This is a genomic window from Lysobacter sp. Soil_N_51 (assembly GCF_057655755.1).
Map to the genome: position 1 here is coordinate 54,562 of NZ_JBDGLR010000005.1, position 26,879 is coordinate 81,440.

Annotated in this window: 29 protein-coding genes and 1 pseudogene; 25 read left to right on the plus strand and 5 right to left on the minus strand. The window is 63.6% G+C overall.

The genetic code is table 11. The features are described 5' to 3' along the window. Window positions 1-57: 57 nt before the first annotated feature. Window positions 58-537, plus strand: coding sequence for a GNAT family N-acetyltransferase (locus AC3A4T_RS09895; protein WP_487675238.1), 480 nt, complete (start codon window positions 58-60; stop codon window positions 535-537). Between the two features lie 426 nt (window positions 538-963). Here AC3A4T_RS09895 and AC3A4T_RS09900 read toward each other — a convergent pair whose 3' ends face one another. After that, on the minus strand, window positions 964-1,896 hold the full coding sequence (locus AC3A4T_RS09900; protein WP_036101619.1) for a carbohydrate kinase family protein: 933 nt from the start codon (window positions 1,894-1,896) through the stop codon (window positions 964-966). 363 nt (window positions 1,897-2,259) lie between these two features. On the opposite strand from AC3A4T_RS09900, the gene AC3A4T_RS09905 reads away from it, so the two are divergent. From AC3A4T_RS09905 to AC3A4T_RS09940, 8 genes are all read left to right on the plus strand, one after another. Then, window positions 2,260-3,306 (plus strand): rod shape-determining protein, encoded by a 1,047-nt coding sequence (locus tag AC3A4T_RS09905; protein WP_046658019.1) that lies wholly within the window; start codon window positions 2,260-2,262, stop codon window positions 3,304-3,306. A gap of 177 nt (window positions 3,307-3,483) precedes the next feature. Continuing rightward, window positions 3,484-4,764, plus strand: a complete 1,281-nt coding sequence (mreC, locus tag AC3A4T_RS09910) for a rod shape-determining protein MreC (RefSeq protein WP_487675239.1) — start codon at window positions 3,484-3,486, stop codon at window positions 4,762-4,764. Then, window positions 4,761-5,246: a rod shape-determining protein MreD gene (gene mreD, locus AC3A4T_RS09915; protein ID WP_487675240.1), complete on the plus strand. Its 486-nt coding sequence runs from the start codon at window positions 4,761-4,763 to the stop codon at window positions 5,244-5,246. Before mreC ends, mreD begins: the two co-directional genes overlap by 4 nt. A gap of 1 nt (window position 5,247) precedes the next feature. Beyond that, window positions 5,248-7,518 (plus strand): penicillin-binding protein 2, encoded by a 2,271-nt coding sequence (gene mrdA / locus AC3A4T_RS09920; RefSeq protein WP_487675241.1) that lies wholly within the window; start codon window positions 5,248-5,250, stop codon window positions 7,516-7,518. Further along, on the plus strand, window positions 7,515-8,630 hold the full coding sequence (gene rodA / locus AC3A4T_RS09925; protein WP_487675242.1) for a rod shape-determining protein RodA: 1,116 nt from the start codon (window positions 7,515-7,517) through the stop codon (window positions 8,628-8,630). The genes mrdA and rodA overlap by 4 nt, the downstream gene beginning before the upstream one ends. Window positions 8,631-8,764: 134 nt before the next feature. Then, window positions 8,765-9,199 carry a hypothetical protein gene (locus AC3A4T_RS09930; protein ID WP_487675243.1) on the plus strand — a complete coding sequence of 145 codons (435 nt, stop codon included), beginning with the start codon at window positions 8,765-8,767 and terminating at the stop codon, window positions 9,197-9,199. 122 nt (window positions 9,200-9,321) lie between these two features. Beyond that, window positions 9,322-9,753, plus strand: coding sequence for a hypothetical protein (locus AC3A4T_RS09935; protein ID WP_487675244.1), 432 nt, complete (start codon window positions 9,322-9,324; stop codon window positions 9,751-9,753). 168 nt (window positions 9,754-9,921) lie between these two features. Then, on the plus strand, window positions 9,922-10,344 hold the full coding sequence (locus AC3A4T_RS09940) for a hypothetical protein (RefSeq protein ID WP_487675245.1): 423 nt from the start codon (window positions 9,922-9,924) through the stop codon (window positions 10,342-10,344). 59 nt (window positions 10,345-10,403) lie between these two features. Here the strand turns inward: AC3A4T_RS09940 and AC3A4T_RS09945 are convergent, their stop codons facing one another. Then, window positions 10,404-10,832, minus strand: coding sequence for a hypothetical protein (locus AC3A4T_RS09945; protein ID WP_487675246.1), 429 nt, complete (start codon window positions 10,830-10,832; stop codon window positions 10,404-10,406). A gap of 110 nt (window positions 10,833-10,942) precedes the next feature. Between AC3A4T_RS09945 and AC3A4T_RS09950 the strand changes: the two genes are divergently transcribed. The 5 genes from AC3A4T_RS09950 (at window position 10,943) to AC3A4T_RS09970 (ending at window position 15,928) form a co-directional block, all read left to right on the plus strand. After that, on the plus strand, window positions 10,943-12,223 hold the full coding sequence (locus AC3A4T_RS09950) for a hypothetical protein (protein ID WP_487675247.1): 1,281 nt from the start codon (window positions 10,943-10,945) through the stop codon (window positions 12,221-12,223). Window positions 12,224-12,406: 183 nt separating this feature from the next. Beyond that, entirely contained in the window at window positions 12,407-12,907 is a 501-nt protein-coding gene (locus AC3A4T_RS09955; RefSeq protein WP_487675248.1) for a hypothetical protein, read from the plus strand. Next, window positions 12,904-13,308 (plus strand): hypothetical protein, encoded by a 405-nt coding sequence (locus AC3A4T_RS09960; protein ID WP_487675249.1) that lies wholly within the window; start codon window positions 12,904-12,906, stop codon window positions 13,306-13,308. The genes AC3A4T_RS09955 and AC3A4T_RS09960 overlap by 4 nt, the downstream gene beginning before the upstream one ends. A gap of 588 nt (window positions 13,309-13,896) precedes the next feature. Continuing rightward, on the plus strand, window positions 13,897-14,424 hold the full coding sequence (locus tag AC3A4T_RS09965) for a hypothetical protein (protein ID WP_487675250.1): 528 nt from the start codon (window positions 13,897-13,899) through the stop codon (window positions 14,422-14,424). Between the two features lie 28 nt (window positions 14,425-14,452). Next, on the plus strand, window positions 14,453-15,928 hold the full coding sequence (locus tag AC3A4T_RS09970) for an XVIPCD domain-containing protein (protein WP_487675251.1): 1,476 nt from the start codon (window positions 14,453-14,455) through the stop codon (window positions 15,926-15,928). Between the two features lie 393 nt (window positions 15,929-16,321). Here AC3A4T_RS09970 and AC3A4T_RS09975 read toward each other — a convergent pair whose 3' ends face one another. After that, on the minus strand, window positions 16,322-18,118 hold the full coding sequence (locus tag AC3A4T_RS09975) for an Ig-like domain-containing protein (protein ID WP_487675252.1): 1,797 nt from the start codon (window positions 18,116-18,118) through the stop codon (window positions 16,322-16,324). Window positions 18,119-18,545: 427 nt separating this feature from the next. Between AC3A4T_RS09975 and AC3A4T_RS09980 the strand changes: the two genes are divergently transcribed. From AC3A4T_RS09980 to AC3A4T_RS10000, 5 genes are all read left to right on the plus strand, one after another. Next, window positions 18,546-18,869 carry a hypothetical protein gene (locus AC3A4T_RS09980; RefSeq protein ID WP_487675253.1) on the plus strand — a complete coding sequence of 108 codons (324 nt, stop codon included), beginning with the start codon at window positions 18,546-18,548 and terminating at the stop codon, window positions 18,867-18,869. 321 nt (window positions 18,870-19,190) lie between these two features. Then, entirely contained in the window at window positions 19,191-19,499 is a 309-nt protein-coding gene (locus AC3A4T_RS09985; protein WP_487675254.1) for a hypothetical protein, read from the plus strand. A gap of 25 nt (window positions 19,500-19,524) precedes the next feature. Next, window positions 19,525-19,677 (plus strand): VOC family protein, encoded by a 153-nt coding sequence (locus tag AC3A4T_RS09990; RefSeq protein ID WP_487675255.1) that lies wholly within the window; start codon window positions 19,525-19,527, stop codon window positions 19,675-19,677. Between the two features lie 207 nt (window positions 19,678-19,884). Beyond that, complete coding sequence (locus AC3A4T_RS09995; RefSeq protein ID WP_487675256.1) at window positions 19,885-20,256, plus strand: VOC family protein; 372 nt, start codon at window positions 19,885-19,887, stop codon at window positions 20,254-20,256. Between the two features lie 85 nt (window positions 20,257-20,341). After that, window positions 20,342-21,037 (plus strand): ankyrin repeat domain-containing protein, encoded by a 696-nt coding sequence (locus AC3A4T_RS10000; RefSeq protein WP_487675257.1) that lies wholly within the window; start codon window positions 20,342-20,344, stop codon window positions 21,035-21,037. Between the two features lie 157 nt (window positions 21,038-21,194). On the opposite strand, the gene AC3A4T_RS10005 is transcribed toward AC3A4T_RS10000, so the two are convergent. Both AC3A4T_RS10005 and AC3A4T_RS10010 read right to left on the minus strand, forming a co-directional pair. Beyond that, entirely contained in the window at window positions 21,195-22,100 is a 906-nt protein-coding gene (locus AC3A4T_RS10005; RefSeq protein WP_487675258.1) for a LysR family transcriptional regulator, read from the minus strand. Between the two features lie 61 nt (window positions 22,101-22,161). Beyond that, window positions 22,162-22,866, minus strand: coding sequence for a cysteine hydrolase family protein (locus AC3A4T_RS10010; protein ID WP_487675259.1), 705 nt, complete (start codon window positions 22,864-22,866; stop codon window positions 22,162-22,164). Window positions 22,867-23,150: 284 nt separating this feature from the next. Here AC3A4T_RS10010 and AC3A4T_RS10015 point away from each other — a divergent pair, with 284 nt between their 5' ends. The 6 genes and pseudogenes from AC3A4T_RS10015 to mltB all read left to right on the plus strand — a co-directional run. Continuing rightward, on the plus strand, window positions 23,151-23,411 hold the full coding sequence (locus AC3A4T_RS10015) for a CPCC family cysteine-rich protein (RefSeq protein ID WP_487675260.1): 261 nt from the start codon (window positions 23,151-23,153) through the stop codon (window positions 23,409-23,411). A 33-nt stretch (window positions 23,412-23,444) separates the two neighbouring features. Next, window positions 23,445-24,089 carry a HEAT repeat domain-containing protein gene (locus AC3A4T_RS10020; protein WP_487675261.1) on the plus strand — a complete coding sequence of 215 codons (645 nt, stop codon included), beginning with the start codon at window positions 23,445-23,447 and terminating at the stop codon, window positions 24,087-24,089. Between the two features lie 172 nt (window positions 24,090-24,261). Then, window positions 24,262-24,714, plus strand: a complete 453-nt coding sequence (locus AC3A4T_RS10025; RefSeq protein WP_487675262.1) for a hypothetical protein — start codon at window positions 24,262-24,264, stop codon at window positions 24,712-24,714. Window positions 24,715-24,774: 60 nt separating this feature from the next. Next, window positions 24,775-24,993 carry a DUF4287 domain-containing protein gene (locus AC3A4T_RS10030; RefSeq protein WP_487675263.1) on the plus strand — a complete coding sequence of 73 codons (219 nt, stop codon included), beginning with the start codon at window positions 24,775-24,777 and terminating at the stop codon, window positions 24,991-24,993. 88 nt (window positions 24,994-25,081) lie between these two features. Then, entirely contained in the window at window positions 25,082-25,480 is a 399-nt protein-coding gene (locus tag AC3A4T_RS10035) for a type II toxin-antitoxin system PemK/MazF family toxin (protein ID WP_487675264.1), read from the plus strand. 226 nt (window positions 25,481-25,706) lie between these two features. Next, window positions 25,707-26,855 (plus strand): annotated as a pseudogene (gene mltB / locus AC3A4T_RS10040) (lytic murein transglycosylase B); the annotation flags it as partial. Window positions 26,856-26,879: the final 24 nt, after the last annotated feature.

Genomic DNA, 26,879 nt, shown 5'->3' on the forward strand with positions numbered 1-26,879 from the left:
GATCGCCGCGCACACGGACTCGCGCGGTGTGATCGAGAGCTGGTTAAGATCGATCGCATGAGCCGTTCCCACCTGGTTCCGCGCATCGCCTTGCTCGCCGACCACGCGCGGGCCATGCCGGCGCTGCAGCGATTGTTCGAGGCCGAATGGCCCGATTACTACGGCGAACAAGGCCCCGGCGACGCGGCCGCGGATCTGTCGGCGTATGCGCTGCGCGATGGATTGCCGCTCGGTGTGGTCGCCTTGCTCGACGATGAAGTCGTCGGCATCGCCGCGCTCAAGGCCGCATCGATCGACGCCTACCCGCAGTTCACCCCGTGGGCCGCGGCCGGGCTGGTCGCGCCGCAATGGCGCGGGCGCGGGATCGGCGCGCATCTGATCGCGGCGTTGGAAGGCCATGCGATGCGCTTGGGTTACCGCGAGATCCATGCCGGCACCGCGACCGCCGGCAGTCTGATGCGGCGACTGGGTTGGGAGTATCTGGACACCACGCCGCAGCATGGAGTGCATGTCGCGGTGTTTCGCAAGCGGTTGTGAGCAGGGCGGGGCGGTGCGATATCCGCAGCGCCGGCTGTGGGGCAGTGTCGCTACCTGATCGAAAAGCGTCGGGGCTGAAGCCCCTCCCACAAAAGACCTCGTGGCCGCTGCCGCTTGCGTGCAGTCGAGAAAAACAGCTCGCAAGCAAGCGGGTGAGTGAGCAAGCGAGCCAGCAGGTGAGCAAGTGAGCGAGCAGGTAAGCCACCAAGCCACCAAGCGAGCGAACCTGTACGACCGAACTCACGAAGTCTTTTGTGGGAGGGGCTTCAGCCCCGACGCCTTTCGCTCAACCGCGACGGCCCCAACATCCCGAGCCCACAAACAAAAATCCCGGCCGAAGCCGGGATTGTCTGCACCACATCGCGATGTATACCGAAGCCAGAATCCGCTCTAACGATTCCCGACTCCCACTCCCGATTCCCGCTGTTAAAGCGCGTACCCAAACTGCTGACGGAACTGCTCGGCGAACTCCTCGTAATCGAAGCGCTGGTTCTGCGTGCCCGGATGCTCGACCTTCAACGCGCCCATCAGATTGGCCATGCGGCCGATCGTCAGCCAGTCGTAGCCCTTCTCGATGCCGAAGATCAGGCCGGCGCGGAACGCGTCGCCGCAGCCGGTCGGATCGGTCACGCGGCGCTCGTGCGCCGGCGGGATGTCGTAGCTCTTCTCGGCGGTGTGGATCTGCGAGCCGTGCGGGCCGCGCGTGGTGATGTAGGCCTTCACCCGCTTGACGATGTCGCTCTCGCTCCAGCCGGTGCGCTCTTGCAGCAGGTTGGATTCGTAATCGTTGACGGTGACGTAGTCGGCCTGCTCGATGAAATGACGCAGCTCTTCGCCGTTGAACAACGGCATCGCCTGGCCCGGATCGAAGATGAAGGGAATGCCCAATTCCGCGAATTCGGTGGCGTTCTGGATCATGCCTTCGCGGCCGTCGGGGCTGACGATGCCGAAGGTCACGCCCTTCACGTCGCGCACGTGGTTTTCGTACGAACGCATCATCGCGCCGGGATGGAACGCGGTGATCTGGTTGTTGTCGTGATCGGTGGTGATGAACGCCTGCGGCGTGAACAGCTCCGGGATTTCCTTGACGCACTCAAGGCGGATCTTCTGCTCTTCGAACCATTCGCGGTACGGACCGAAATCCTGGCCGACGGTGGCCATCGGAATCGGATCGCCGCCGAGCAGCTTGAGGTTGTACGCGATGTTGCCGGCGCAGCCGCCGAACTCGCGGCGCATGCGCGGCACCAGGAACGACACGTTCAAGATGTGAACCTTGTCCGGCAGGATGTGGTTCTTGAACTGGTCCGGGAACACCATGATGGTGTCGTAGGCCAGCGAGCCGCAAATCAGTGCAGACATGGTCACCCCAAATAAAAAGTCGCGAATGCGAAAGCGGGCGGTGAAAGACCGCCCGGCGGCGTAGGGTAGCGGGTGGGCGCGCGGGCGGCCAGTTTTTTGCGCTCGGCCCGGCGCCGGCGGGCACCGGGAGGGTCCCGCGGCGGCCCGGCCGGACGCTCCCGACCCGGCCCCGGGACCGGCCCGGAAACCGGTCGCGACAGGCCGGCGACCTAGGGTTATCCCCAGGGGTGCCGGGCCCGATCCGGAGCCACTTGCTGAATAGCGCAGGTCGAGCGAAACCGTTGATTTTCCTTGCTCGCAGGGGGGGCGGTTGCTAGGCTTATGCCCCCCGCTCGCCCCAACTTTTAACGGCCCAATCCCCCGATGTTCAAGAAGTTTCGCGGCATGTTCTCCAATGACCTGTCCATCGACCTGGGCACGGCCAACACCCTCATTTATGTGCGCGGGCAAGGGATTGTCCTGAACGAGCCGTCCGTGGTCGCAGTGCGCCAGGACCGGCTGATCGGCGGAAATCGGACCGTGGCGGCGGTCGGCGGCGAGGCCAAGCAGATGCTCGGCCGCACCCCCGGCCACATCACCACGATCCGGCCGATGAAGGACGGCGTCATCGCCGACTTCACCTACACCGAGGAAATGCTCAAGCATTTCATCCGCAAGGTGCACAAATCGCGCTTCCTGCGCCCGAGCCCGCGCGTGCTGGTGTGCGTGCCCTGCGGCTCGACCCAGGTCGAGCGCCGCGCGATCAAGGAATCGGCCGAAGAGGCCGGCGCGCGCGAGGTCTACCTGATCGAAGAACCGATGGCCGCGGCGATCGGTGCCGGCATGCCGGTGACCGAGGCGCGCGGCTCGATGGTCGTCGACGTCGGCGGCGGCACCACCGAGGTCGCGGTGATCGCGCTCAACGGCATCGTCTATTCGGCGTCGGTCCGCATCGGCGGCGACCGCTTCGACGAATCCATCATCAACTACGTGCGCCGCACCTACGGCACCCTGATCGGCGAAGCCACGGCCGAGCGGATCAAGCTCGAGATCGGCTGCGCCTACCCGCAGGAACGCGCGGCGACGATCGAGATCTCCGGCCGCAACCTCGCCGAGGGCGTGCCGAAGATGGTGCGGATCAACTCCAACGAAGTGCTCGAAGCGCTGCGCGAGCCGCTGGCCGGCATCGTCGCGGCGATCAAGCTGGCGCTGGAGCAGACCCCGCCGGAACTGTGCGCCGACGTCGCCGAGCGCGGCATCGTGCTCACCGGCGGCGGCGCGCTGCTGCGCGATCTGGATCGCCTGATCAGCGAGGAAACCGGCCTGCACGTGCAGGTCGCCGACGATCCGCTGACCTGCGTCGCCCGCGGCGGTGGCCGCGCGCTGGAGCTGGTCGACATGCACGGCAACGAGTTTTTCGCGCCGGAGTGAGTGGAGCCGGGAATCGGGAGTGGGGAATCGGGAATCGTAAAAGCCCGTTCGTCGCGTCTGGTTCCTTCGACGCTCAGGCGTTAGTGTCAGCAGTTACCTCGCAAGCGCGCGCAGCGATCCGTCGCTGCGTTCTCGCTTCTACGAATCCCGACTCCCGAACCCCGACTCCCGGCCCCAATGCCCCCCTACGCCGGTCCATCCACCGCAGCCCGTAGCGGCGAAGTCGCCGACACGTTGCGCCTGATGGCGTACCTGGCGTTGGCGCTGACCCTGATCGTGCTCGATCACCGCGGCGGCTGGCTCAATCAAGCGCGCAAGCAGACCGCGACCCTGGTCGCGCCGCTGTGGGCGGTCGCCGGCTGGCCAGGGCGGCTGATCGAGCGGGTCAGCGACGACGCCGGCACCATGAGCCAGCTGACCGAGGAAAACCGCAAGCTGCGCAACGAGGCGCTGGTCAACCAGGCGCGCATGGCGCGATTGCAGTCGATCGCCGCCGATAACCTGCGTTTGCGCGGTCTGCTGGAAGCGGCCGAGCGCGGCAATCTGGACGTGGTGCTCGCGCCGATCCTCGATATCGACCTCGATCCCACCCGCCAGCGCCTCGTGCTCGACGCCGGCAGCCGCGACAAGGTGCGCGTGGGCCAGAGCGTGATCGATGCCGGTGGCTTGCTCGGCCAGATCACCGGCATCACCCCGCTGCATGCCAGCGTGCTGCTGATAACCGACCCCTCGCATGCGGTGCCGGTGGTGGTCGCGCGCAACGGCGTGCGTCTGGTCGCGTACGGCGAAGGCCGCAGCGACAGCCTCAACCTGCGCAGCGTGCCGCTGTCCAGCGACGTGCGCGTCGGCGACATGCTGGTGACCTCGGGCCTGGGCGGGCGCTTTCCGCCGGGTTTCCCGGTCGGCACCATCGCCGCGCTCAAACCCGACGACAGCCGCGCGTTCCTGGTCGGCGAAGTGAAACCCGCCGCGCAGCTCGATCGCGGCCGCGAAGTGCTGGTGCTGCTGTCGATCCCGCCGCCGCCGGCCGACCTCACCCAGTTCGACACCCAGCCCGCGCTGCCCGAAGCCCAGGCGGCGTCGAGCCCGGCCGCGCAGGCCGCGGCGACCCGTGCCGCGGCCGAAGCCGCCGCAGCGGTCGCGGCCGCCGCGGCGAAGCACAGCGCGAGGAAATCCAAGCCGCCGGCCACGGCCACGGCTGCGGCCAATACGGCCGCAGGCGCCGCGCGTCCAGGCGCGAGCGCAACCAACGCACCTGCCGCAAGCAACACCACGAACGGCACGCGCGCCGCGGCCAATCAAACCGCCGCCAGCCGTAACCCGCGCCAGCCCGCCACCGGCACCGCCGCGAACGCACCCGCATCGCGTCGCGCGCAAACCGCACCGACCACCACCCGCCCGCCCGCCGCCGCGCCCACGCGCGACGCCGCGCCGCCGCCCGCCGAGAACCGCCCGTGACCCGCGCCCGCCACCATTGGGTGTTGCCGACCAGCCTGGTCGTCGCGCTGGCGCTGAGCCTGCTGCCGATGCCGCAGGCGCTGCTGCCGCTGCGGCCGTACTGGGTCGGGCTGGTGCTGGCGTACTGGGTGATCGAAGACCCCGACCGGGTCGGCCTGGGCTTCGCGTTTCTGGTCGGCCTGGCCGGCGACCTCGTCTCCGACGGCCTGCTTGGCGAACAAGCGCTGCGGCTGGTGGTGATGACCTTCATCCTGCAGCGCTTCCGCGCGCGGCTGCGGTTCTTCCCGCTGTCGCAGCAGGCGCTCGCGGTCGGCGGTCTGATGCTCAACGACCGCATCGTCACCGCCGCCATCCATATGGTCCTGCGCGAACCGGCGCTGCCGTCGGCGTTCTGGTTCTCGCCGCTGACCGGCATGCTGCTGTGGCCGTTGATCTTCCTGCTGCTGGACGCGCTGCGTCTGGGCAGCTGGCGGAGACGCTGAGATGGGCCCGCGCCGCCGCCTGCTCGGACGTCATCCGCTGAAAAAGCGGGTGCTGAAGAACACCGCGGCCGAGGCCGACCAGTTCCGCCTGCGCGCCGCCGTCGCCTTCGCCTGCGTGCTGGTCGCGGTGATCGGCCTGGGCTTCTGGTACTTCCGCCTGCAGGTGTGGCAACACGACGACTACGCCATGCGGTCGGAGGCCAACCGGGTCAAGCTGCGCCCGGTGGTGCCCGGCCGCGGCCTGATCTACGACCGCCAGGGCCGCATCCTGGCCGACAACGTGCCGGCGTTCCGGATTGAAGTCACCCCCAGCGAAGCCGGCGACAGCGAAGACTGGCTGCCGCAGCTGGCCAAGGTGGTCGCGCTGACACCCGAGGACATCGCGCGGTTCGAAGACGAACGCCGCGCCTCGCGCGGATTCAAGCCGATCGTCCTGAAGATGCGTGTCAGCGACGAGGAAGTCGCCGCGTTCGCGGTCGACCGTTGGCGTTTCCCCGGCGTCGAACTGGTCTCCTACCTCAATCGCCGCTATCCCTACGGCGAATTGTTCGCGCACGTGATCGGCTACGTCGGCCGCATCGACACCAAGGACCAGGAGGCGATGGGGCGCAGCGTGCTGACCCACACCGGCAAGACCGGCCTGGAACGCTCCTACGAAGAACAATTGCGCGGCCAGATCGGTTACGAGCAGATCGAGACCAACGTCGACGGCCGCCCGATCCGCCAGGTCGGCCACGTCCCGGCCAAGCCCGGCGCCGACCTGCGCCTGAGCATCGACCTGGATCTGCAGCGCGCGATGGTCACCGCGTTCGGCGACATGGACGGCTCGGCGGTCGCGGTCGACCCGCGCACCGGCGAAGTGCTCGGCATGGTCAGCCTGCCGAGCTACGACAGCAATCTGTTCGTCAACGGCATTTCCAGCGTCGACTACAAGACCCTCAACGACGACCCCTCGCGTCCGCAGTTCAACCGCAACGTGCTCGGCGGCGGCCCGCCGGGGTCCACCATGAAACCGTTCATGGCCCTGGCCGGCCTCGACAGCGGCTTCCGCCGCGCCGAAGACAAGACCTTGTCGACCGGCGAATTCCACATCGCCGGGCAGAAGCGCGGCTATCGCGATTCGCACGGCGGCGGCCATGGTTGGGTGGACTTGCGCGAATCGATCGCGCAGTCGGTCAACACCTACTACTACAAGCTCGCGCTGGAGATGGGCATCGATCGCGTCGATCAGTACATGACGCGCTATGGCTTCGGCCAGAAGACCGGCATCGACCTGGCCGGCGAAAACATCGGCATCCTGCCGTCGCCGGCGTGGAAGGCGAAAAACAACAAGAAGAAAGAAGGCTGGTACCCGGGCGAGACCGTGATCGCCGGCATCGGCCAGGGCTATTGGGTGGTGACCGCGCTGCAACTCGCGCGCGGCACCGCCGCGATCGCCGATGGCGGCAACCTGCGCCAGCTGCATCTGGTGCGCGAGATCCGCACCGGTTACGAATCGCCGTGGGTGCCCAAGGTGCTGCAACCCACCACCCGTATCACCGACAACCCCGCGCATCTGCAAGCCGTGCACGAAGGCATGGAAGCGACCATCCACGGCGGCCGCGGCACCGCGACGATGATGGCGCGCGGCGCGCCGTACCGCATGGCCGGCAAGACCGGCACCGCGCAGAAGGTCAGCCGCAAGGGCAACGTCAGCATGAATCCGCATTCGCTGCCGTTCCATCTGCGCCATCAAGCGCTGTTCGTCGGCTACGCGCCGGCCGACAACCCGACCATCGCGGTCGCGGTGGTGGTCGAACACGGCGGCTACGGCGGCAGCACCGCCGCGCCGATCGCGCGCAAGATTTTCGACGCCTGGCTGCTCGGCAAGATGCCCGAACCGATCGTGCCGAAGGACGCGCCCGCGCCGACCGTCGCGCCGCTGGCCGCCAACGGCGCCGCGCCCAAGCCCAGCGCCACCTCCAAACTCGGCGAAGCCGCCGCGCAGGCCGAACAGGACGCGCCCAAGGGCCGCGCCGTCGCGGTCAACGGCGCCTGGGCCGAATCGGTCGCGCAGATCAACGCGCGCGTCGCCAACCAACCCGGTCACACCCCGCAAGTGTTGCAAGGCCCCTCGATGCTGCGCCCGGCCTTGCCCGGCTACGTGCCGGAGCAGACGCCGAGCGACGCGCCGCGCAGCGACGACGCGCTGATCGAACCCGACCTCGACCCCGATGCGGCCGACGACGACGCGGCACCGGTGACGGCACCGACCACGGGGCCGCGCCAGTGAAAGTGATCCTGCGCTACCTGTGGGACATGACCCAGCGCTTCACCCGCACGCTGGACCTGATGATGCTCGCCGCCTTGATCGCGTTGATGGCGATCGGCCTGGCGGTGCTGTACAGCGCGGGCGAACACTCGATGCGCATGGTGCTGGCGCAGGGCTCGCGCTTCGTCATCGGCCTGGCCGCGATGTGGGGCCTGTCGCGCATGTCGATGCCGCAGCTGCGCAACTGGACCCCGGTGATCTACGCCGCGTCGATGATCCCGCTGCTGCTGGTGCTGGTGATCGGCACCGGCAAGCACGGCCGCCACTGGATCGACCTGAAAATTTTCTACTTCCAGCCGGCCGAACTGCTCAAGCTGAGCCTGCCGATGATGGTGGCGTGGTACCTCAACCGTCAGGCGCTGCCGCCGAAATTCTTCAATGTGATCGTCGCCGCCGTGCTGATCGGCGTGCCGACCGTGCTGATCCTGCTGCAACCCGACTTTGGCACCGCGATGCTGGTCGGCATCAGCGGCGCATTCGCCTTGTACCTCGCCGGCCTGTCGTGGTGGTGGTTCGCCGCCGCGTTCGGTGGCGTCTCCGCGATCGCGCCCGTCGCCTGGTTCTGGCTGCTGCGCCCGTACCAGAAAGACCGCATCCTGACCTTCCTCAACCCCGAGACCGACCCGCTGGGCACCGGCTGGAACATCATCCAGTCCAAGATCGCGATCGGCGCCGGCGGCATGACCGGCAAAGGCTGGCTGCAAGGCTCGCAATCGCACCTCAACTACCTGCCCGAACACACCACCGACTTCATCTTCGCCGTGCTCAGCGAAGAATTCGGCTGGGTCGGGGTGATCACCGTACTGGGCCTGTACCTGTTCGTCGTAGGCCGCTGCCTGTGGATCGCCGCCGACGCGCGCGACGGCTACTCGCGATTGATCGCCGGGGCATTAGGGTTGGCGTTCTTCGTCTACGTCATCGTCAACGGCGGCATGATTTCCGGCCTGCTGCCGGTGGTCGGCGTGCCGATGCCGTTGCTGAGCTACGGTGGCACCTCCGCCGTATCGCTGCTAGCAGGACTAGGCGTAGTCATGGCCGTACGCGCCCACAAACCCGTACACGGCGGCCGCTGACCACCCGTTCGCCGCGCAACCCCGAAGCACCCTGTAGGAGCGGCGCAAGCCGCGACCGCGAACCCGCAACAACGCCGTAACCTACGCCAGAGCGCAGCACCACCCAAACCTAAAGCTCCGAATAGGGATATCCGATGAGCACACCACCGCCCGCGCCCAACGACGCCCCACCGCCGCCGCCCGCCGGCTCACTCGCAACCCGATTCGCCGTCGCATTGGTGGCCTTCCTCTCCTTCGGCCCGCTCACCACCGCCCTGGGCCTGTTGCTCGGCGTCCTGCCGAAACAATTCCCCGCGATTCAAAACCTGTACGCCGCCGGCCCCATGGCGCAAGCGGTCTGGACCGGCGCGGGCGTGCTCGGAATCCTGGCGATCGTCGCCTTGCTGCGAGCGCCACGCCTCGCGATCGTGGTTTGCCTGGCATTCGCAACCGTGTACGGACTCGGCGCTTGGTGGGTATGGGGCCGATTCACGTTCGGCGCCTGGGCCGCCATGGCGGCGGTGTCATTGTCGGTAGCGGCCGCAGTCGCCAAATCGCGCAGAACAAGCCAGGCGTCAGACAACCCGTAGGGCCGAGCGATACCGCGCATACCTGCGCAACTCGCACTGCTCCCTGTAGGAGCGACGCAAGCCGCGACCGCGAACCAACACCAACGCCGCACCTCCAGGCAACCCACCGCAAGGACCCCACCATGGGCTGCGACATCCACGTCCACCTCGAACGCCGCGACGACCAAGGCCGCTACGTGGAAATCCCCCAACACCCCTACGACTACCCTTTGGGCACGCGCATCTACACCCGCTTCGCCTTCCTCGCCGGCGTCCGCAACTGGGCCAACATCATTCCGCTCAGCTCACCCCGCGGCCTGCCGTACGACGACAGCGCCACCGTGCGCCAGCAGTCCGACGACTGGGACGTCGACGGCCACTCCCATTTCTGGCTTACGGTCAACGAACTGCTGACCTTCGACTACGACCAGCCGCTGTACTTCGGCGAACACGGCCGCGACCCCCGCTGCACCGAGTCCACCTACCGCGAACTGCTCGACGACGACTTCCTGCAGGAACTGCGCGACATCCAAGCCCTGGGCGCCAAGCGCCTGGTCTTCTGGTTCGACAACTAAGCCGTCGCGTAGTCTCGTATCTCCCTACAGGGGCGGCGCCCTGCTGGATTTGCTTCGGTCGGAGCAAACAGGGGGCAGAGTAGTCTTTCTCTCTATTGCATGAGAAAGTCCACTCTGACCCCTATTTTCGACGACGAATCACCCAACGCCCGCCGCAAGGACCCACCCATGGGCTGCGACCTCTATCTCTACCCCGAACGCCGCGATAGCGAAGGCACCTTCCAGAAACTCCCCACACCGAAGGACCTGGACCAGCGCAACTACTGGCGCTACAGCTTCCTCGCTGGCGCGCGCAATTCGTTCAACATCGTGCCCGTCAGCGAACCGCGCGGCCTGCCTGCCGATGTCAGCGCCTACGTCGCATACAAGGCAGACCTTCAAGAAGGCGACGCGACGATGCATTCCTGGCTGAGCCTGGAAGAGCTGCTCGCCTTCGGCTACGACGCACCTTTGCGATTCCAGCAAGGCGGCCGCGGCCCGAACTGCGCCGAAGCCACCTACCGCGAATTCCTCGACGAACACTTTCTGCCCGACCTGATCAAACTGCAGTCATCCGGCGCGGAACGCATCGTCTTCTGGTTCGTGGGCTGAGCACCCCCCCTGTAGGAGCGGCGTGAGCCGCGACCACGAACCCCTACCACCCGCACCACTCACCCGGCCGAACGCTCCCGCCCGCGCGACCGCTTTCCGCCATCGCCCGCCGCATCCCCCCAACCCGCCGCCCGCGCATCCCCCGCCAACTGCTGCGCCAACTCAGGCCGCTGCAAGCAGAATCGTGCGTTCGCCGCTAACTCGCCCCAGCGCTGGGCGGATGCCAACTCGTCGTCCGCTCGTTCGATCAAACGGCGTTGGTGTTCTAAAGATAAGGAGAGCTCCAACGACTCCAGTGCGATGTCGAGCAAGTCGCGGGCCTCGTCGATCGCGCGGTGATGCAGGTCAGAAGCTTTTGCGTGGAGGTGATCGAGTGCTAGTGGATCGAGTTTCGCAAGATGCCCCGCTGACTTGTGCTGAGCGGGACTGGTTCGCAGCAACTGGAGCAACAGGTTGACTGGGATAGTCGTTGGATTTGAGTGAGGCATAACGGTGCTCCTTGCTTAGTTGGATTGGCAGGGAACACAACACTAATACGCAATTTCGGATATCTGAAAAGTAGATATCGAAGGCCGGATGGTATCTATACGGAGGGGCTATGGTTGATGTCTTTGAGGCGGCAGTAATAGTGCTGAGCGACAGAGAGTTAGTGCGTATTTTCACGACTCTAAGCGAAGAATACGGATGGAAAGCGACTTTTAGTACAAAAGGTGTTCCGATAGCTGGTCAAGTATTGGAGCAAATCTCGTCATATGACGGGAAAAGTTTAGACTCGGCGGTTCTGCAGGAGTCTGGTTCTGGATTGGCGTTGCATTACGTTCGGAAAACGCTAGAAACCGGCGATGTTGCTTCGTTGGCGGCAAGAGATAGCCATGCAAGGCACTCAAATGGGTTGGCCTCTGAGAAATTAGAATTGCTCACTTCGATTTTTCACCGATGCCAGGGCCTTATCGTCGATGGGCTAAATGGGGTTGTCGGTGCGCGTGACGATGTGATGCGTGAAAGGTTGGAAATAGTTCGTTCTTTAGAAACAATGCATAAGCGGCTTGTGGATAGCGCAATCGATAACCAGAGAAAGCTTGAATCGGATTTCGCTGAAAGAAACAAGACACTGCATTCTGATACGGACTCTCTTCGGCAGTCTGTCATGGAGGAGGGTGAGGCGAGACGTAAGAAGCTCGAAGATGAGTATGAATCCCGACGTTTAGGGCTGATTGAAGATGAGGCGCGCTTAGATGAATTGAAAAAAAGGCTAGACGACAGAGATAATACCCATGTTCGTCGCTCCATTAGAGAGAGTTTGCTATCTTTGACTCAAACGCGGCTCGATAATTTTGTTGTTTCTAAAGCGACGTCGGTTGAGTATTGGAAGGTTTTGATAATTTGTGCGGCATTGATAGTTCTGATTTTATCGCTTGCGGTGTTTTACGGTGCGAGCTCTGCAGGTTCTATAAATGGGGAAATCGCGTCGTATATAAAGTCTGGGCTTTTGACTGCGACGGCAATCGGCTTGGGTATTTGGTTCTTGAAATGGCAAAATCGCTGGTTTCAGAAGATTGCAGACGCAGAATTGAGATTGCAGCAGTTTCGGTTAGATATAGAAAGAGCCTCCTGGCTTGCTGAGACGGTTTTTGAGTGGCGTAAAGACGCTAGTGCGGGTGGTTATCCTGAGACCTTACTGGTAAAGCTATCCGCGGGATTATTCGAAGCTCATACAAGCCGGGCAGAAGATCCAATGATGCCTGCAACGCAACTTGCACAAGCGTTGCTGGGAGGGGCTGCTGCATTAAAATTGAAGATTGGAGATCAAGTCGTCGAGCTGGATCGAAAAGGGCTGGCTAAACTTGAGCGGCCCTTCAAGGATGAGTCGGAAAACTAGAAGGCTAATTTATCTAAAGGCAGAGAGCCCCTTCTCTTGGAGCCACTGCTGTCAGTTTTTTACCAAGGGCCGTGATGAACACATGTGTGACCTTATGTTTCGCTAGGCTTGATTTTTCCGGGGCCGTACAATGATGGACGGGCGCATGGATTCGAGCGGGATGTCCGCTCTGGGGAGGCTTAAGTGAGCGATATTCCAAACCCGATTGATAGCGGTGTCGACGGTTCGCAGAAATCAGGAGAGGTAATGCTCGCGACCATTGTCGCGCCTCCAATGAGTACGTCCTCTGTTGCGGATATGGTGAACGGGTTACTGCCTGAATATTCGCGAAGTCTCGGGGGAGATGTCGCCAGTCGAATGCTCCTTGCTCATCTAAGAGGTTTGGAGCACCGGTTGGAAGAGGCGAATAATAGGGCTGTGGATCTTTCAGATAAGCTTGAGCATGCAAATAGCGAGATAACAAGTTTAAAAATAGAAGATGCTAGATGCAAGGCTAGGCTGGATATGATGAGTCAAACTGGCAAATTTAAGCAGGCAGGCATCTTCTTTGGTACTGTGCTTCTAGGTATAGGAGTTGATCTAATTAAAAATAACCTGCAGGTTCCCGCTCTTCTAGTTGGCGGTGCGGGAGGCGCTCTACTGATATATGTGGTGTTGTGGCCGAAGCAGGGGAGGATGTCGTGAGTATTTTTGAGATCGCCGAGCTCAAGCTCTTTGGCGTCTATGACGGCGGTGTTCCAAATCTCGAAAGAATTGTTGTTCAAGTTTTGCAGAGTGTAAATCTGGCAAGTTATGGGCTAATGCTTGGTGTGCGAGGCAATGCGGGTTCAGCAGTGCCTTTGAGGGATAATATGTTGTGGTTCGGTACTGGGCAGGTGGAGGTGGGCGATTGGTTGTTTATATATACAGCGCCCGGAGAAACTCGTACTACTAATATTCCGAATTCATCACAACGAATATTTTCCTTGCATTGGGGGCGCCCATACACGGTATTTGGGGGGGCTGAATTCGTGCCAATTCTTTTCAGAATTGGCGGGGTTCAGTTTTTACCGGCGCCATTACTCCTTCCGGGGCCGCAAAAATAAGTATTGAAAGATGGAGGTATGGGGCCGATTGGTCTTTATGTCGGTACGCGCATGACGGTTTGCATGAGGATGCACGATTGGTCATTGGCGGATGGCCTTGCGATCCTTCCCGGAGCCGTGGTCGTGGCCGCTACCATTTTAATATTAGAAAAACAGGGGTCAGAGTAGATTTTCTAAATTTCACTCTGGCTCTGTTTCGAAGAATCGAGCTTTCAGTGCATCAGTCAAGGAGAGGCTATGGGGTTGGAGCATGTTCCTGTTGATGACCCCGGGAGAACTACTCCTTTTGGTCTTCTCCGGTACGCGGAAGAGTACCGGCGGGCGGCAGAGACCTGCACGATCCTCTTCTGATTCATCGCGTGGGTGAGGACGCGGCGAAGAACAGGATCGCCAAAGTCGGGCGGTTCTAGCGGACGGAAAAACAGGAGTCCAGAGATAGGGGACAGACTAGTCTTTCTCCCTATTGCATGAGAAATGCCACTCTACCCCCTCCAGCGCTCTCTGGTTCTCGTGTTTGATAAATCAGTGGAGTCGGTCAACTAAAATTGAGCCTTGTTTAGCTCGCCGTACTAAGGCAACTTCGCAAGCATGGAAGAGAAAGCCATGCCCTTTGCTGAATGTACATCCTCGAAAAATCCGCTTCGTTCTCCCCTAAAAGCAACGACACCTCCCAAGGCGATCGACATGCGAATTGGAAATATAGTGGGATGCATGCTCACGTTATTTTTATTGTTGCCCGCCTGCTCGCTAGCCAAAGGCCCCGAGGCGACACCGGGCGCCGTCAAGATAAGCGCCGCGCAGAAAAGTCTGGGATCGTCCTATCCCGCCGCACTCATCGGTCAATGGGAGCCAGGTCCCAATCCCTGCAAATTGCCGCTGACTTATGACAGCGACGCCGGTTTCACGATCGCCGCCCGCCTGCTGCAAGGCTACGAACACTCCGATACGCCGAAGAAGGTCCAGCAGATTTCTGCGGCGCCGAAGGCGTGGCGTATCGAGGCGATAGAGGAGCACGACGAAGATAAAGGCCCGGTCGTGGATATCTATGTCCTGAGCGGCGACTACCTGACCGTTACGGATGGCGAGCGATCCACGACCTACAACAGGTGCCGTTGAGGCGAGTAGTGAGGGGGAGGGATGCCCGATGAACGATACGACGCGCACGACTTACCGCGTCATCCAGAAAGGTTTGACGGTCAACGAGCCCGTAACCGACTTCGACAGTTTGGTGACCCATCATCCGAGCGACAATAGAAATGCCCGCATGGTCGATGGGGTAGTCGTTCGCGGAGAGGCTGGCAGACGGCACGCCTATGTCGGCGGCGAAATTCAGGAAATTGAATCGGCTAGACCGGGAAACAGCTACGGGTTGAAGTCGGATCAGGTGTTGCTCAAGAAGGATTTCATCATCGAGCACCCCGGTCACCCAACCATGAGCGACAACGCCAGGGACGTGCCTGTTCCATCCCCGTTCGCGGGTTATGTAGGGCGAGTGGACGCGGCGCAAGGGTTGGTCGATATCTACGATCGGAAGGATGGCGACGTCATCGCCCGCGTCCGCCATATGAGCGACATAGCGGTGTCCGCGGATCAGACGATCGAATACGGGCAATCATTGGGGACGCAGAGCAATGTCAAAACGGGCGCCAAGCATGTCCACCTGGAAGTGGACACTCGCTACTACCAACAATACGAGAACTACATCGGTGACCTGACCAGTGGACGACTTCCGTTGGAGGCGGCGCATAGGGTGGGCGTGCAGCCAGTGCCGGTGGTCGACGATGGCGTTATTCGCCTCGGTGAATCGGCAGAGCGGGTCAAAGACTTACAGCGGGTCATGGCTGATGAGGGATATAGAGCCGTTGGAGATCGGCCGCTGGATCGCGACGGTGTCTACAGGTTGAACATGCAGGGCGCACTGCTCGATTTTCAACGTGACCACGGCCTGCCTCAAACCGGTGATATCGATGACGCGACGCTGCGCATGGCGCCGATGCTGCCGGATCGAACCAGAGAGCTGGATCGCCCGGACTACAACGTTCCGGGGCGACCATTGCCTGCCGGCCAATCGACTCCTACGCCCACTGCCCCAGGCCATCCCGGCCATCCGGACCACCGCCCGGGATTGGTTGAGCCCTTGCCGCCAGCGCTGAATCAGTCCGGCGGGCGACGTGATGCCAGCCTGCTTGGGCCGGCCGATCAAGAAATGCTTGAGCAGATTCGCTCAGGCGTGCGGAAGATTGATGAGGGAATAGGCAAGCCTTACGACGATGCGAGCGAGAGGATCAGCCGTGGGTTGTTGGCCGCCTGTCGCGACAACCGCGATGCGTATCCCCAATCGGGTGGCTATTCGCTGTCCGACAATGCGCTGACGCGCGTGGATCACGTCGTTCTTGGAAAGTCCGGACAGGTGTTTGCGGTTCAAGGCGATTTGAACGATCCGGCGCACAAGCGGGCATTCGTTTCGGTGGATCAGGCTCTGAGTACGCCTGTTGAACAGTCGGACCAGAAGACGATATCCGCGAATCTGGCGATCGAAAAGGAGAGGGTGGGGGTTACTAGCTCGCAGGATCTTGCGCGAGACGAGACTTTGACTCAGGCCGCGAAGCGGTCGGTATAGGAAAAGCAGGGGTCAGAGTGGTCTTTCTCTCAAGGAATTGAGAAAGTCCATTCTGACTCCTGTTTTCTTGACCCCTGTTTTCTTGAGTTCCACGGGATGACTATCAACCCTTGTTAGGGTCAATGAGATTAATGGCGGAGCTGCGGGCTGATGCCAAGCATTGGTGCCTACCAGGAGGGCCCTGCTCCCTTTACCGTTTAAGGTGGCGGCTGATCTCCTTGCCAACCCTGAAAACAGGCCGAGTCTGGCTAAGGACTTGGCAACTATAAGCTGAAAGTCACGTGCCAGTAGAGAGTCAATTGCAGAAAAAATCGGCGCCCACCAAGGGCGCCGAATATGAAAGAGTCGAAGAGCAGGCAACGCATCGCCTGCCCCCAACGTTTTCACTGCCAATCAGGGCAAGCTATTCAACGTAGCCCGCACCGGCCGAGAGAAAATAAACCCATCACGCCGATCCCAATTGACCGACCACGTCATCACACCGCGGAAGGTGGGATAGGCCTGCTGCGGCCGGATCGTTCCGCAATTCTGCAACCGCGTCAGGCAGTTCAGGGCATTGGCGATGGTGGCCTGCGACGCCTGTCCGCTGTTGGCCGAGGACGGGCCCGAGGGCAGTCCCAACGCCACCTGATCCGGCCGCAGGCCGTTGAAGGCGACGCCGGTGCCGTTGTTGGTCCGGAACCCTTCGATCAGCATCAGGCTGGCGCCGACCAGCATGTCGACCGAGCCCTCGGCCAGGCCGTTCTGGCTGTACGGCGTGTACAGCGCGCCGTTGTTGTAGTACTGCACGTGGATCAGGTCCAGCTCCTGGCGCAGTCCGTCGATGATCGGCAGATAGGCGCCCCAGATCCCGCTGTACGCGGAAAAGCCGCCCTGCACATACGGGTGCTCGGGCGCCATCGACAGATAGAACGACGGGCCGATGCGCGTGTTGAGCTGCTTGACGGCGGTGACCAGATTGGTCTGCACGGCCGCGCCGTGGTAGACGCCCGCGCCGCTTTCCAGGTCGATGTCCACGCCATCGAAACCGTAGTAGCGGATCAGGTCTTCCATGCTGTTGACGAAGTTGGTCACCTGCGTCGCATTGTTGAGGGTCACCGTGCCGTTCTGGCCGCCCAGCGACAGCACGACCTTCTTGCCACGCGCGCGCGCCGCGGCCACGTCGGCGCGGAACTGCGCTTCGGTGCCGGCGCCCGGATCGACCGTGAAGCTGACGGCGCCGTTGCCCGCATCGTCGCCGAAGGCGACCACGATGACGTCGAAGTCGTTGGAGACTTGGCTGATCGGGATGGTGGGGCCGGACGGATTGGTGAAGTTGTGCCAGTAACCCACCAACGCATGGCGCGGCAAGGTGTTGTCACCGCCACCGGCGCTGGTGGTCGCGCTGATCTGCGTGCCTTGGGCCGAGGCGTTGCCGGCGTTGTCGCGGGCGCGCACGCGGAAGGTGTAGGCGGTGGACGCGGTCAGGCCGCTGTCGCTGAAGGACGTACCGGTGGGCGAGCCGACCAGCGCGCCGTTGCGGTAGACGTCGTAGCCGGCGACGCCGCTGCCGCCCGCGTTGTCGGTGGAGGCGTTCCAGCTCAGGTTGACGCTGGACGAGGTCACCGAGGTCGCGACCAGTCCGGTCGGCACGCTGGGTGCGGTGGTGTCGGGCGTCCCGGTATTGACGGTGATGTTGGCCGCCGCGGAGGTCGTGGTCGCGCCCGCGTTGTCGGTGGCGACCGCGGTGATCGCGTAGCTGCCCGCGGCCGCGTTGGTCCAGCTCGCGCTGTACGGGGAGGTGGTATCGACGCCCAGCGAGGTGCCGCCACGGAAGAACTGCACCTGGGTGACGGTGCCGTTGGCATCGGCCGCATTCGCCGTGACGGTGATGGTGGCGCCCGCGGCGAAGGTCGCGCCGTTCGCCGGGGCGGTCAACGTGACCGTCGGCGGCGTGTTGCCGCCGGCGCTGCAGACACCCAGATCCTGGTAGTAGCCGCAGCTGGGGCAATGCGTGGGCGGTGTATTCCAGATCGAGGTCGTCGCCTGGTACAGCCGCCCCTGATAGACGAGCTTGCTGCCCGCGTTATATATGGTGGCCGGGTTCCATTCGGCGATCCCCGCGCAGCTGACGTTCTGCGCATGCGCGGGCGACAGCCCGGCCGCCAGCAAAACGCCGGACAGCAAGATTCCTGTCAATCGGATACTCATGAGGTGTGTTCTCCGGATATCGGGTGGATAGGGAAGGAGGCGGGCGCGGACGCGCCAACCTTTTCCAGCCACGCGGCAGACGTGCTGCGGCGCGGCTGTTCCCCCCAGAGAACAATGACGACAGTGTTGCGGTCAGTTGCTGATCCGCGAAGTGCGCTGCATGCGTGTGCAGCGCTATCAGGCGCTGCCGACTGTGGTGTGCGGCGACCGGCCTGTCAAGTTATCCACTTTCGATTAATGCGGTGGTCGTCACGCTGCGGAATATGCTGTCACGCAGCGATGCGCGGACGTGTCTGCAATCGTGTCGCACATTGGATAAACAGGGGCGCAGCGGACTCTGCCTAAGTCCGATCTGATCCCTGATTCCGCCTATTACCGGCACCCTGTTTCGGAGCCAGCTTCGTATCAATCGGTTTGAGAGCTACTTATGAGCGTCGGCCACATCCTCGTCAACGCAACCCGTCGCGAACAGATCGCGTTCCGCCACCTGCCGGCATCGACCAAGCGCGAGATCGCCGGGCATCCGGCGGCGGCGGCCGTGGTGGCTTGGTACTTGCTGGAGCACCCCGGCGACGCCATTGCATTCGTCAATGCGTGGCCGTTCGCGAGCGGCGCGTTCGGTGACTTGAGCGACTACGCCGACCTGACGGACACGGTCGTCGCGGATCTGATCGCGGCCGGCATCCTGCGCGACGAGGGAATTGGCTATGTCGATGCTGGTACTCGCGAGCACGAAATTCGTCTTCCGTAAGACCGAAAACGGCTTACGCGAATAACGAATCGGTATTCCGAAGCAGCGTCGCGGTGTGCGTGAGCAGCGCAGTGGCCTTAGCGAGCACCCGGGTGGTGCGAGCGAAGGTTGGCTCGGCTCAGGCCAGAAGCCAGGACGCGCGTTCAAGCAGGTCGCGCCGTCTGCGTAGCCGTCTGAAACTAGAGGCGCTTAGTGGACTTTGAGGTCGCTGCACCACGAGGTGGGTCGACGAGCGCGACATGAAGACCCTGTCGGCGGGGAGTGTCCTGCGATAAAGTGCCTTTCATGTCCACGCGTTGAGCGCCAACAAGAGAGCGGCACATGATCAAGGCAGGGCGCTGGGCATTGATCCTGATGTTCTGGTTTACAGGCATAGCGTTCGCGCTGGCTGGCGAGGTGTCGTTGCCGGGTGCCTTGACCTTGCTGTCCGGCCTTACATTGCCCGCGGTCGCATCCAACTGGGCGTTCGCCCGCTCCCGAGCACGCCAGGGTAAGCCAGACGATTACACCGGCAGTCTGGCCGATTGGACTCACCTCAGCGGCGGGGATGTTGCCGTGTTGGCGCTGGCGATGCTTGTGGGTCTTGGTTTGTTCGTCAGCGCTTTCGTCGTATTCGGCGTAGGCGGCTGATCGTCACGCGCATGACCGACATGTCGTGCAGATCCAGAAGGTCGAGCACAAGAGCCGGGTTCATATCGATATCGAGACGGACGATATTCCAGCGGAGGTGGCGCGGCTGGAGGCCTTGGGCGCGCGCGTGGTCGATCGGCTGGAGCGAAGGGTGGTGATGCAGGGGCCGGCCGGGTAGCGGTTTTGCGTGGTGCGGGTTCAGCGCCCCGGATTTCCCAGGAACGCGACGGCCTGGGATTGATTGGGCGAATGCGGATCGGCACAGTGATGGCCGGAACGGTTCGCTCAAGCCGACGACAGTGCTGAAATCGACGTTCCAGGCGATCCATGCCGGCGGCGATGCCGATCAACCGACACACAGCCCTCCACGACTGAAAGGTGACTCATGGAACTCGGTGCATTTTCCGTCAGCCTGACCGTGAAGGATATCGAGGTGTCCCGGGCGTTCTACGAGAAGCTCGGCTTCTCGCCGATGGGCGGCGATCAGGCGCAAGGGTGGTTGATCCTGCGCAACGGGTCGACCGTGATCGGCCTGTTTCAGGGGATGTTCGACAAGAACATCCTGACCTTCAATCCGGGCTGGGATCAAAGCGCGAGCGCGTTGCCGTCGTTCACGGATGTGCGCGAGGTGCAGAAGTCGCTCGAGGCGCAGGGCGTGGAGATCGCGACCCGGGCCGATCCGGACAGCACGTGGCCGGCGCACATCATCCTGTCCGATCCCGACGGCAATGTGATCATGCTCGATCAGCACGTTTGACCGGCCGGTTTGGCCGATGCCAATGCGTCCGCGCGAATAAACGGGGTAAGTGATGAACACGATAGATGCTGGCAGCGCAATCGCGATGGCTGTCGTCGATGCGATTCAAAACGGCGATCTGGCGACCTTGCATCGGCTGCTGGCGGAACACCCCGACCTCGCCACCTGCCGGATCGCCGCCGGCGATCCCGGCGGGTCGGAACGTACGCTGCTTCACATCGTCGCGGATTGGCCGGGGCATTTTCCCAATGGCGCTGAGACGGTGAACGCCTTGGTGGCGGCCGGCGCGGATGTGAATGCCCGGTTCGTCGGCGCGCATCGGGAAACCCCATTGCATTGGGCGGCGAGCTGCGACGACGTGGCGGTGCTCGATGCCTTGCTCGATGCCGGCGCGGACATCGAGGCACCGGGCGCGGTGATCGGCGGCGGTACGCCGCTCGCCGACGCGACCGTGTTCAAGCAATGGCGCGTCGCGCATCGGCTGGTCGAACGCGGCGCGCAGGTCACGCTGTCGCAGGCCGCGACGCTCGGGTTGATGGATCGCATCGAGGCGCTGTTCGCCGTCGATCCCGCGTCCAGTCGTGAAGCGATCGATGGCGCTTTCTGGTGCGCCTGTCACGGCGGCCAGCGCGATGCGGCGGAGTATCTGCTCGAGCGCGGCGCCGACGTGAACTGGTTGGCGCCGTGGGAACCCATGACGCCGCTCGATGCGGCCGCGCGTGGCGAGTACGACGAACTGGTTGCGTGGCTCAAGGCGCGCGGAGCGAAGTCGGCGACTTAAGTCCACGTGACGAATCGGTCTTGTCGGTTCGCGAGGCTGCGCTGGCCGGTGATGATCGAACCCGCGAAGCGATCAGTCGACGTTGCATCCCGGTGTCCAGCGGTCGCCCGCTTCGTAACGGACCGTCATCGTCTGATTGAACATCGCCGATCTTCGCCTACGCCGCATTGCCTTGCCGCGCCGCCGCGTAATGCGCGCGCATGAACTCGGTGAAGGCGCGGACCTTGGGCGTGAGCTGGCGTGCGTGCGGGTAGACCGCGAAGTAATGGCGCTGGCCGGCGTGGTGCTGAGGCAGCAGGCGCAGCAGGCGGCCGGCGGCGAGATCCTGGTGGACGGTCAGGTAGGTCAATGCGGCGATGCCCTGTCCGGCCATCGCGGCCGCGTGCAGCGACAGGATCGAATCCAGCCGCAGCCGGTCGCCGGCCTTGACCGAGGCCACTTCGCCGCGGTGCGAGGTGAGTTGCAGGGTCGGGCCATCGCCGGCATAGGCCAGCAGTTGGTGGTTGTGAAAGTCGGCGGTGGTGCGCGGCAGTCCGTGATGCGCGATGTACTGCGGCGCGGCCACCAGCACCCGATCGGACACCGCGAGTTCGCGCGCGACCAGACTGCTGTCGGCCAGCGGCCCGGAGATGCGGATCGCCATGTCGAAGCTGCCCTTGACCAGATCGACGATCCGATCGTCGCAGGAAAGATCCAGGTGGATCTGCGGATGGCGCTGCAGAAATCCCGGCAGCCATTGCCCCAGTTCGAGCGCGCCGACCGCGTGCGGCAGGCTCAGGCGCAACACGCCCGACGGCAGCGCGGGATCCTCCTGCAAGCGCTGCTGCGCGGCATCCATGCGTTCGAGGATGTCGATGCAGTCGCGGTAGTAGTGCGCGCCGGCCTCGGTGGTGGTGAGGCCGCGGCTGTTGCGATTGAGCAGACGCACGCCGAGGTGCTTTTCCAACTGGCCCAGCAGGCGCGAGAGCGAGGTGTGGGTGGTGCCGAGACGTTCGGCGGCCTGGGTGAAACTGCCGGATTCGACGATGCTGCGGTAGGCGCGTATGGCTGACAATTGGTCCATCACTCGACTCCCGGCGGACGGCATCGGCGGGGCGCCGATGCCGTGTTCCGGGTCAAGGGTATCAGTGGACCGGCAGCGCGATGATCCGGTCGGTGCTCATGACGTCGCCGAAGGTGTCCTCGATTTCGGCCAGTGCCGACGCGTGCAGTTGCTTATGGTCGACCCGTGAGCCGTCGCGCAGCGTCAGGTCGCGGGTGGCGGTGGCGTCGGAGGCGACGATGACCTTGTAGCCCTTGGCGGCCGCGTCGCGCGCCGCGCCGGCCACGCAGGCGTGGGTCTGCAGCCCGGCGATGATCAAAGTGTCGGCGTCCGCATCCTTCAACGTCTGCTCGATCGCGCCGGCCGAAACGCCCGCGAACACGCTGACCGCGTCCTTCTGGATCACCGGTTCGCCGCGGCGCGTCTGCATCGCGGGGTGAAACTTCACCGTGTTTCCGCCATCGGCGAACAGCGGCGCGCCGGCCGGCAGTACGTGCTGGACGTGAACGACCGCGATGCGGTGGCGGTCGGCGAATTCCAGCAGGCGACGGGTTTGCCGCAGCGCGGCGTCGCCGTCGGGGATGGGCATGCGTCCGCCGGCGAAGTACTCGTTCTGGAAGTCGATCACGAGCAATGCGGTCTTGCTCGCCTGTAGGGTCGAGACCGGGGTGGCGCCGGCGATGGCGCGGATGGTGGGGTGCTGTTCCGCGGGCGTGGCGGTTGCGTCAACGGCGCCGATGCCGGCGATCGAGAGCGTGGCGATTCCGAGAAGGGCAGAAATTCGCATGCGATGGGCCTGTTGGGTTCGGGTGGCGGCCATGATGCGCAGCTTCGGTCGGATCGCTTAGTGGGTTGCGCGTACAGCAGCTGTGCGGTTTGCGCACAGGTCGCTGTGGAAGTCGGCGTGTCGCGGGACGGGCGATTCGCCGCGACGCCGTTGTCGTATTCCATTCTGGCTGTGCCGCGATACAGTGGACTCATGCCGATCCGCCTGCGCCCGTTCTCAAGTTCCTTCCGAACGATTGCCTGCGTCATGCAGGATCGATTTGGCGCTGATGAAAGACGGCCGACATGAGTCCCAACCCGCAAGATTCAGCGTTGCGCTGCCCGTGTTGCTGCTGCAAGACCATCGGCGAACGCGGCGGATACGAAATCTGCGCGGTCTGCGGTTGGGAGGACGACGGCCAGGACGATGACAATGCGGCCGACGTGCTTGGCGGCCCGAATGGCAGGCTAAGTTTGGCCCAGGCGCGGGTCAACTATCGCCAGTTCGGTGCCTCATGTCGCGAGCGCTTGACGCAGGTCCGGTCGCCACGCGCGGATGAGGTGTGATGGCTGTGGCTAAGCGTGCGACGCAAGACGGCGATGCCTGATCTGACGTCTGAAACGTTCCGCTTTCGCGACTGGGCCGCCGGTCTCGCAGTGCGCGACGGCCAGTGGGAATGCGCGTACGAGGCGTGGCCGGTCTGGTATGAGGCGGTGCTTGCATGGCTCGGCGAATATGCGGGGCAGGGTGGGCCGGATGAGAATGTCGGGCGGGTGCTGTATGCGATCGCTCGCGACAACGACGCTCAATACTTGGTTGGTGAAATCCGCAAGCGACATCCCGACGCACTGCTGTGGCTTACCGGCGCTGCGCTGGTTCAAGGCGAGGCGGAGGCGCGTTGGCAGTTGGCGGTCGAACTGGCGCAGTTGCCGCGTGGTCACGAGGCCGAGGGCCTGTTGCTGGCCTTGGCCGGCGATGAGGACGAGTACGTGCGTCGTCGCGCGATTCGCTCGCTGGCCTCGCTCGGCGTGCATGCGGCGGAAGCGTTGGCTTGGGGCGAGTGGCAGCGTGTCGACGAGAATCAGCAGTGGGCGCGGATGTCGGCGTTGGAGTGTCTGCGCCAATTGAAGTCGCCGCGCCTGGCGGCCTTGTTGGCGGATGCCTTGCAGGACGCGCGGCCGCAGCTTCGTCGATTCGCGCAGCAGCTGCGCGGGCACGATAGCGGGACGACCGGAGACGGGTAGCGCCCTGTCGTGCGCGCGCTTCGATTGGCTGCCGCACTGGTTCCGGCGTGATTGCGCCCGCGTGGGGGATCTTGCTAAAGAAAGCGTGTTCGTTGTGAGCCGGTTGCTCGCCGTGCTGCGGTTCATACAATCCTGTGTTGATATTCGCGCCACCCGTCAAGGACGACCTTGCATGCCGAGTCCCTCATTGCTGCGTTCCACTGGGGTATTTCGCTACAGCCCCGAGCTTGGCCCCGGCGCGGGCCACACGCGTCGCGACGGCGGCAGTACCTGGTGGTGGCTGATCATCGATTGCGATCCCGAGCTGGGGCGTTATCTGCGCCACCAATTCCTGCTCGGCCATCGCCGCACGCGCGCGCTGCAAAGTCCGCTGTGGGGCCCGCATATCTCGGTGATCCGCGGCGAGGTGCCAGCGAATGCCGCGGCATGGAAGCGGTTGGACGGCGCGACGGTCGAGTTCGACTACGACCCGGTGGTATGCGAAACCGAGGGGTTCGTGTGGTGTCCGGTGTCGTGCGCGCAGGCCCTGAGTGTGCGCGAGGAACTCGGACTGCCGCGCGAACCTGCTCCGGCATTGCATCTGACGATCGGCAACGCCCATCAAGCGGTCGGCGGAGCGGGATAACGCTGCGATCTTTGCGATAGATTAGCCGCCTTGATCTGTATCGATATGGACACGAACGCCATGAGCGACGACGCGAAAGTGAAAGGGCCGGCCTCGTATTTCCCTTCGATCGAAAAGAACTACGGTCAGCCCATCGCGCATTGGCTGGGCGTGCTCGAGGCATTGAACGGCAAGAAGCACATGGAGATGGTCGCCCATCTCAAGACCGCGCATCAGATGGGCCATGGGCATGCCAATGCGCTCGTCGCCTACCATCTGGCGCGGGCCGGGAAGTCCTGAGCGCGGTGGGCGACGACGCGCGCCTTCGTGCGCGTCGTTGCGTTGCCACCGTTTCTTCTTCAACCGTCCTTCTGCATTCGACCTAACCATGGACCGAGACGATCAAGCCAATCATCACGTGCTCGCGAGGGTCGTGAATCAGGGCGATGTGTTCTGGATCGAGCCGGACACCTCGCGCGGATCGATTCCCGGGGTCGCGCATCCGCATGTCGTGGTGCAGGACGACGTGTTCAATCATTCGCGCATCGGCACGGTGGTGGTCTGTGCGCTCAGTTCGAATCCGGCCCGCGCCAGCGAGCCGGGCAATGTCGCGCTGGAGGCGGGCGAGGGCGGCTTGGCCAAGCGCAGCGTGGTGGTGGTCTCGCAGGTGTCGTCGCTGTACAAGGCGCGCCTGGGCGAGCACATCGGCGTGCTGTCGCCGCAACGGGTCGCGCAGATCCTGGCGGGGATGCGGTTTTTGCAGGCGTCGTTCTTCAATCGGTGCTGAGGTCCGGGGCGTCGCCGAGGACGAGGGGCTGTCCACCGCTACATGTCGCCCAGCCCTCGCCATCACGCTCGGTCAGCCCCGCTATTCATGTTTCACCGTCGAGCCCAGGCATCCGCAAGCCACCTCGCAGCCGCTTTCAATTCGACAACCTGACGTGAACAAAATCGGTTAAGTCCCGCAAACCCAAGGTTTTTTTACCACGGGCCCGCGTGCTACCCTCGCGCCAATGACCCGACGCCATACCGCCCGTTGCGCCCTGTTCGGCGCACTCACGCTCGCGTTGGCCGCCTGCGCTACGCAGACGCCTTCCGTATCCCCTATCGCCACCGCCCAGGCCGCCGCCGCGACGCCCGCGTTGCCGCCGCCGGTCAAGCCCGCTACTCCAGTGGTCGGCACACCCGCGCTGCCGCCGCCGGTGGTGCAGATGCCGATCGAGCAGGCGCGCGCGCAGTTCGTGCGCGATACCGCCAGCCAATACGGCGTCGACCCGGCTTATATCGAGTCGGTGCTGGCCAAGGCGCAGATCCGCGACAGCATCGTCGCGGCGATGTCGCGGCCGGCCGAGGCCAAGCCGTGGCGCGATTACCGCCCGATCTTCATCACCCAGGCCCGCATCGACGGCGGCAAGGCATTCCTGGCCGAGCACCGCGCGCAGCTCGATCGCGTGCAGGCGCAGACCGGGGTGCCGGCCGAGATCATCGTCGCGATCGTCGGCGTGGAAACCAGCTTCGGCAAGAACACCGGCAAGTACAACGTGGTCGATGCGCTGTATACGCTGGCCTTCGCCTACCCGCGCACCGGCGATCCGGCCAAGCTCGATCGCGAGAACCGCCGCGAGGCGTTCTTCCGTGGCGAGCTTGCCCAGCTGTTCGCGCTGGGCAAGGAAGAAAAGATCGACATCACCACCCTGACCGGCAGCTACGCCGGCGCGATGGGCTGGGGCCAGTTCATGCCGTCGAGCTATCGCGAGTTCGCGGTGGACGGCGACGGCGACGGCAAGCGCGATCTGTTCACCGATCTGGACGACGTGTTCTTCTCGATCGCCAACTACTTCGTCAAAAAGGGCGGCTGGGTGCGCGGCGGCCCGGTGGTCGCGCGCGTCAATCGCGATGCGACCGCGGCCGACTTCGTGCCCGAGAACATGGACCCGGTGTATTCGCTCAGCGATCTGGCCGCGCGCGGCTATCGCCCGCTGACCCCGGTGGCGCCGACCGAGACCGCGACGCTGCTCAATCTCGATGGTGTGAACGGTCCCGAATACTGGCTCGGTTTCCGCAACTTCTACGCGATCACCCGCTACAACATCTCCAAGCATTACGGCATGGCGGTGTACCAGCTGGCCGAGGCGATCGCCGGACGGGAGAATCCCTTGGCCGCACCCGTGAACGTGTCCAGCCCG

What these genes read in the sequence shown, in the direction of transcription:
- AC3A4T_RS09970 (WP_487675251.1), top strand. Translation starts at nt 14,453, where the DNA reads ATGAACGATACGACGCGCACGACTTACCGCGTCATCCAGAAAGGTTTG.
- AC3A4T_RS10005 (WP_487675258.1), bottom strand. Translation starts at nt 22,100, where the DNA reads ATGGACCAATTGTCAGCCATACGCGCCTACCGCAGCATCGTCGAATCC.
- AC3A4T_RS10010 (WP_487675259.1), bottom strand. Translation starts at nt 22,866, where the DNA reads ATGCGAATTTCTGCCCTTCTCGGAATCGCCACGCTCTCGATCGCCGGC.
- AC3A4T_RS09965 (WP_487675250.1), top strand. Translation starts at nt 13,897, where the DNA reads ATGGAAGAGAAAGCCATGCCCTTTGCTGAATGTACATCCTCGAAAAAT.
- AC3A4T_RS10000 (WP_487675257.1), top strand. Translation starts at nt 20,342, where the DNA reads ATGGCTGTCGTCGATGCGATTCAAAACGGCGATCTGGCGACCTTGCAT.
- AC3A4T_RS09940 (WP_487675245.1), top strand. Translation starts at nt 9,922, where the DNA reads ATGGGCTGCGACCTCTATCTCTACCCCGAACGCCGCGATAGCGAAGGC.
- AC3A4T_RS10025 (WP_487675262.1), top strand. Translation starts at nt 24,262, where the DNA reads ATGCCGAGTCCCTCATTGCTGCGTTCCACTGGGGTATTTCGCTACAGC.
- AC3A4T_RS09905 (WP_046658019.1), top strand. Translation starts at nt 2,260, where the DNA reads ATGTTCAAGAAGTTTCGCGGCATGTTCTCCAATGACCTGTCCATCGAC.
- mrdA (WP_487675241.1), top strand. Translation starts at nt 5,248, where the DNA reads ATGGGCCCGCGCCGCCGCCTGCTCGGACGTCATCCGCTGAAAAAGCGG.
- AC3A4T_RS09900 (WP_036101619.1), bottom strand. Translation starts at nt 1,896, where the DNA reads ATGTCTGCACTGATTTGCGGCTCGCTGGCCTACGACACCATCATGGTG.
- AC3A4T_RS10015 (WP_487675260.1), top strand. Translation starts at nt 23,151, where the DNA reads ATGAGTCCCAACCCGCAAGATTCAGCGTTGCGCTGCCCGTGTTGCTGC.
- AC3A4T_RS10035 (WP_487675264.1), top strand. Translation starts at nt 25,082, where the DNA reads ATGGACCGAGACGATCAAGCCAATCATCACGTGCTCGCGAGGGTCGTG.
- AC3A4T_RS10020 (WP_487675261.1), top strand. Translation starts at nt 23,445, where the DNA reads ATGCCTGATCTGACGTCTGAAACGTTCCGCTTTCGCGACTGGGCCGCC.
- AC3A4T_RS09945 (WP_487675246.1), bottom strand. Translation starts at nt 10,832, where the DNA reads ATGCCTCACTCAAATCCAACGACTATCCCAGTCAACCTGTTGCTCCAG.
- AC3A4T_RS09995 (WP_487675256.1), top strand. Translation starts at nt 19,885, where the DNA reads ATGGAACTCGGTGCATTTTCCGTCAGCCTGACCGTGAAGGATATCGAG.
- AC3A4T_RS10030 (WP_487675263.1), top strand. Translation starts at nt 24,775, where the DNA reads ATGAGCGACGACGCGAAAGTGAAAGGGCCGGCCTCGTATTTCCCTTCG.
- AC3A4T_RS09895 (WP_487675238.1), top strand. Translation starts at nt 58, where the DNA reads ATGAGCCGTTCCCACCTGGTTCCGCGCATCGCCTTGCTCGCCGACCAC.
- AC3A4T_RS09975 (WP_487675252.1), bottom strand. Translation starts at nt 18,118, where the DNA reads ATGAGTATCCGATTGACAGGAATCTTGCTGTCCGGCGTTTTGCTGGCG.
- AC3A4T_RS09980 (WP_487675253.1), top strand. Translation starts at nt 18,546, where the DNA reads ATGAGCGTCGGCCACATCCTCGTCAACGCAACCCGTCGCGAACAGATC.
- AC3A4T_RS09950 (WP_487675247.1), top strand. Translation starts at nt 10,943, where the DNA reads ATGGTTGATGTCTTTGAGGCGGCAGTAATAGTGCTGAGCGACAGAGAG.
- AC3A4T_RS09930 (WP_487675243.1), top strand. Translation starts at nt 8,765, where the DNA reads ATGAGCACACCACCGCCCGCGCCCAACGACGCCCCACCGCCGCCGCCC.
- mreC (WP_487675239.1), top strand. Translation starts at nt 3,484, where the DNA reads ATGCCCCCCTACGCCGGTCCATCCACCGCAGCCCGTAGCGGCGAAGTC.
- AC3A4T_RS09985 (WP_487675254.1), top strand. Translation starts at nt 19,191, where the DNA reads ATGATCAAGGCAGGGCGCTGGGCATTGATCCTGATGTTCTGGTTTACA.
- AC3A4T_RS09935 (WP_487675244.1), top strand. Translation starts at nt 9,322, where the DNA reads ATGGGCTGCGACATCCACGTCCACCTCGAACGCCGCGACGACCAAGGC.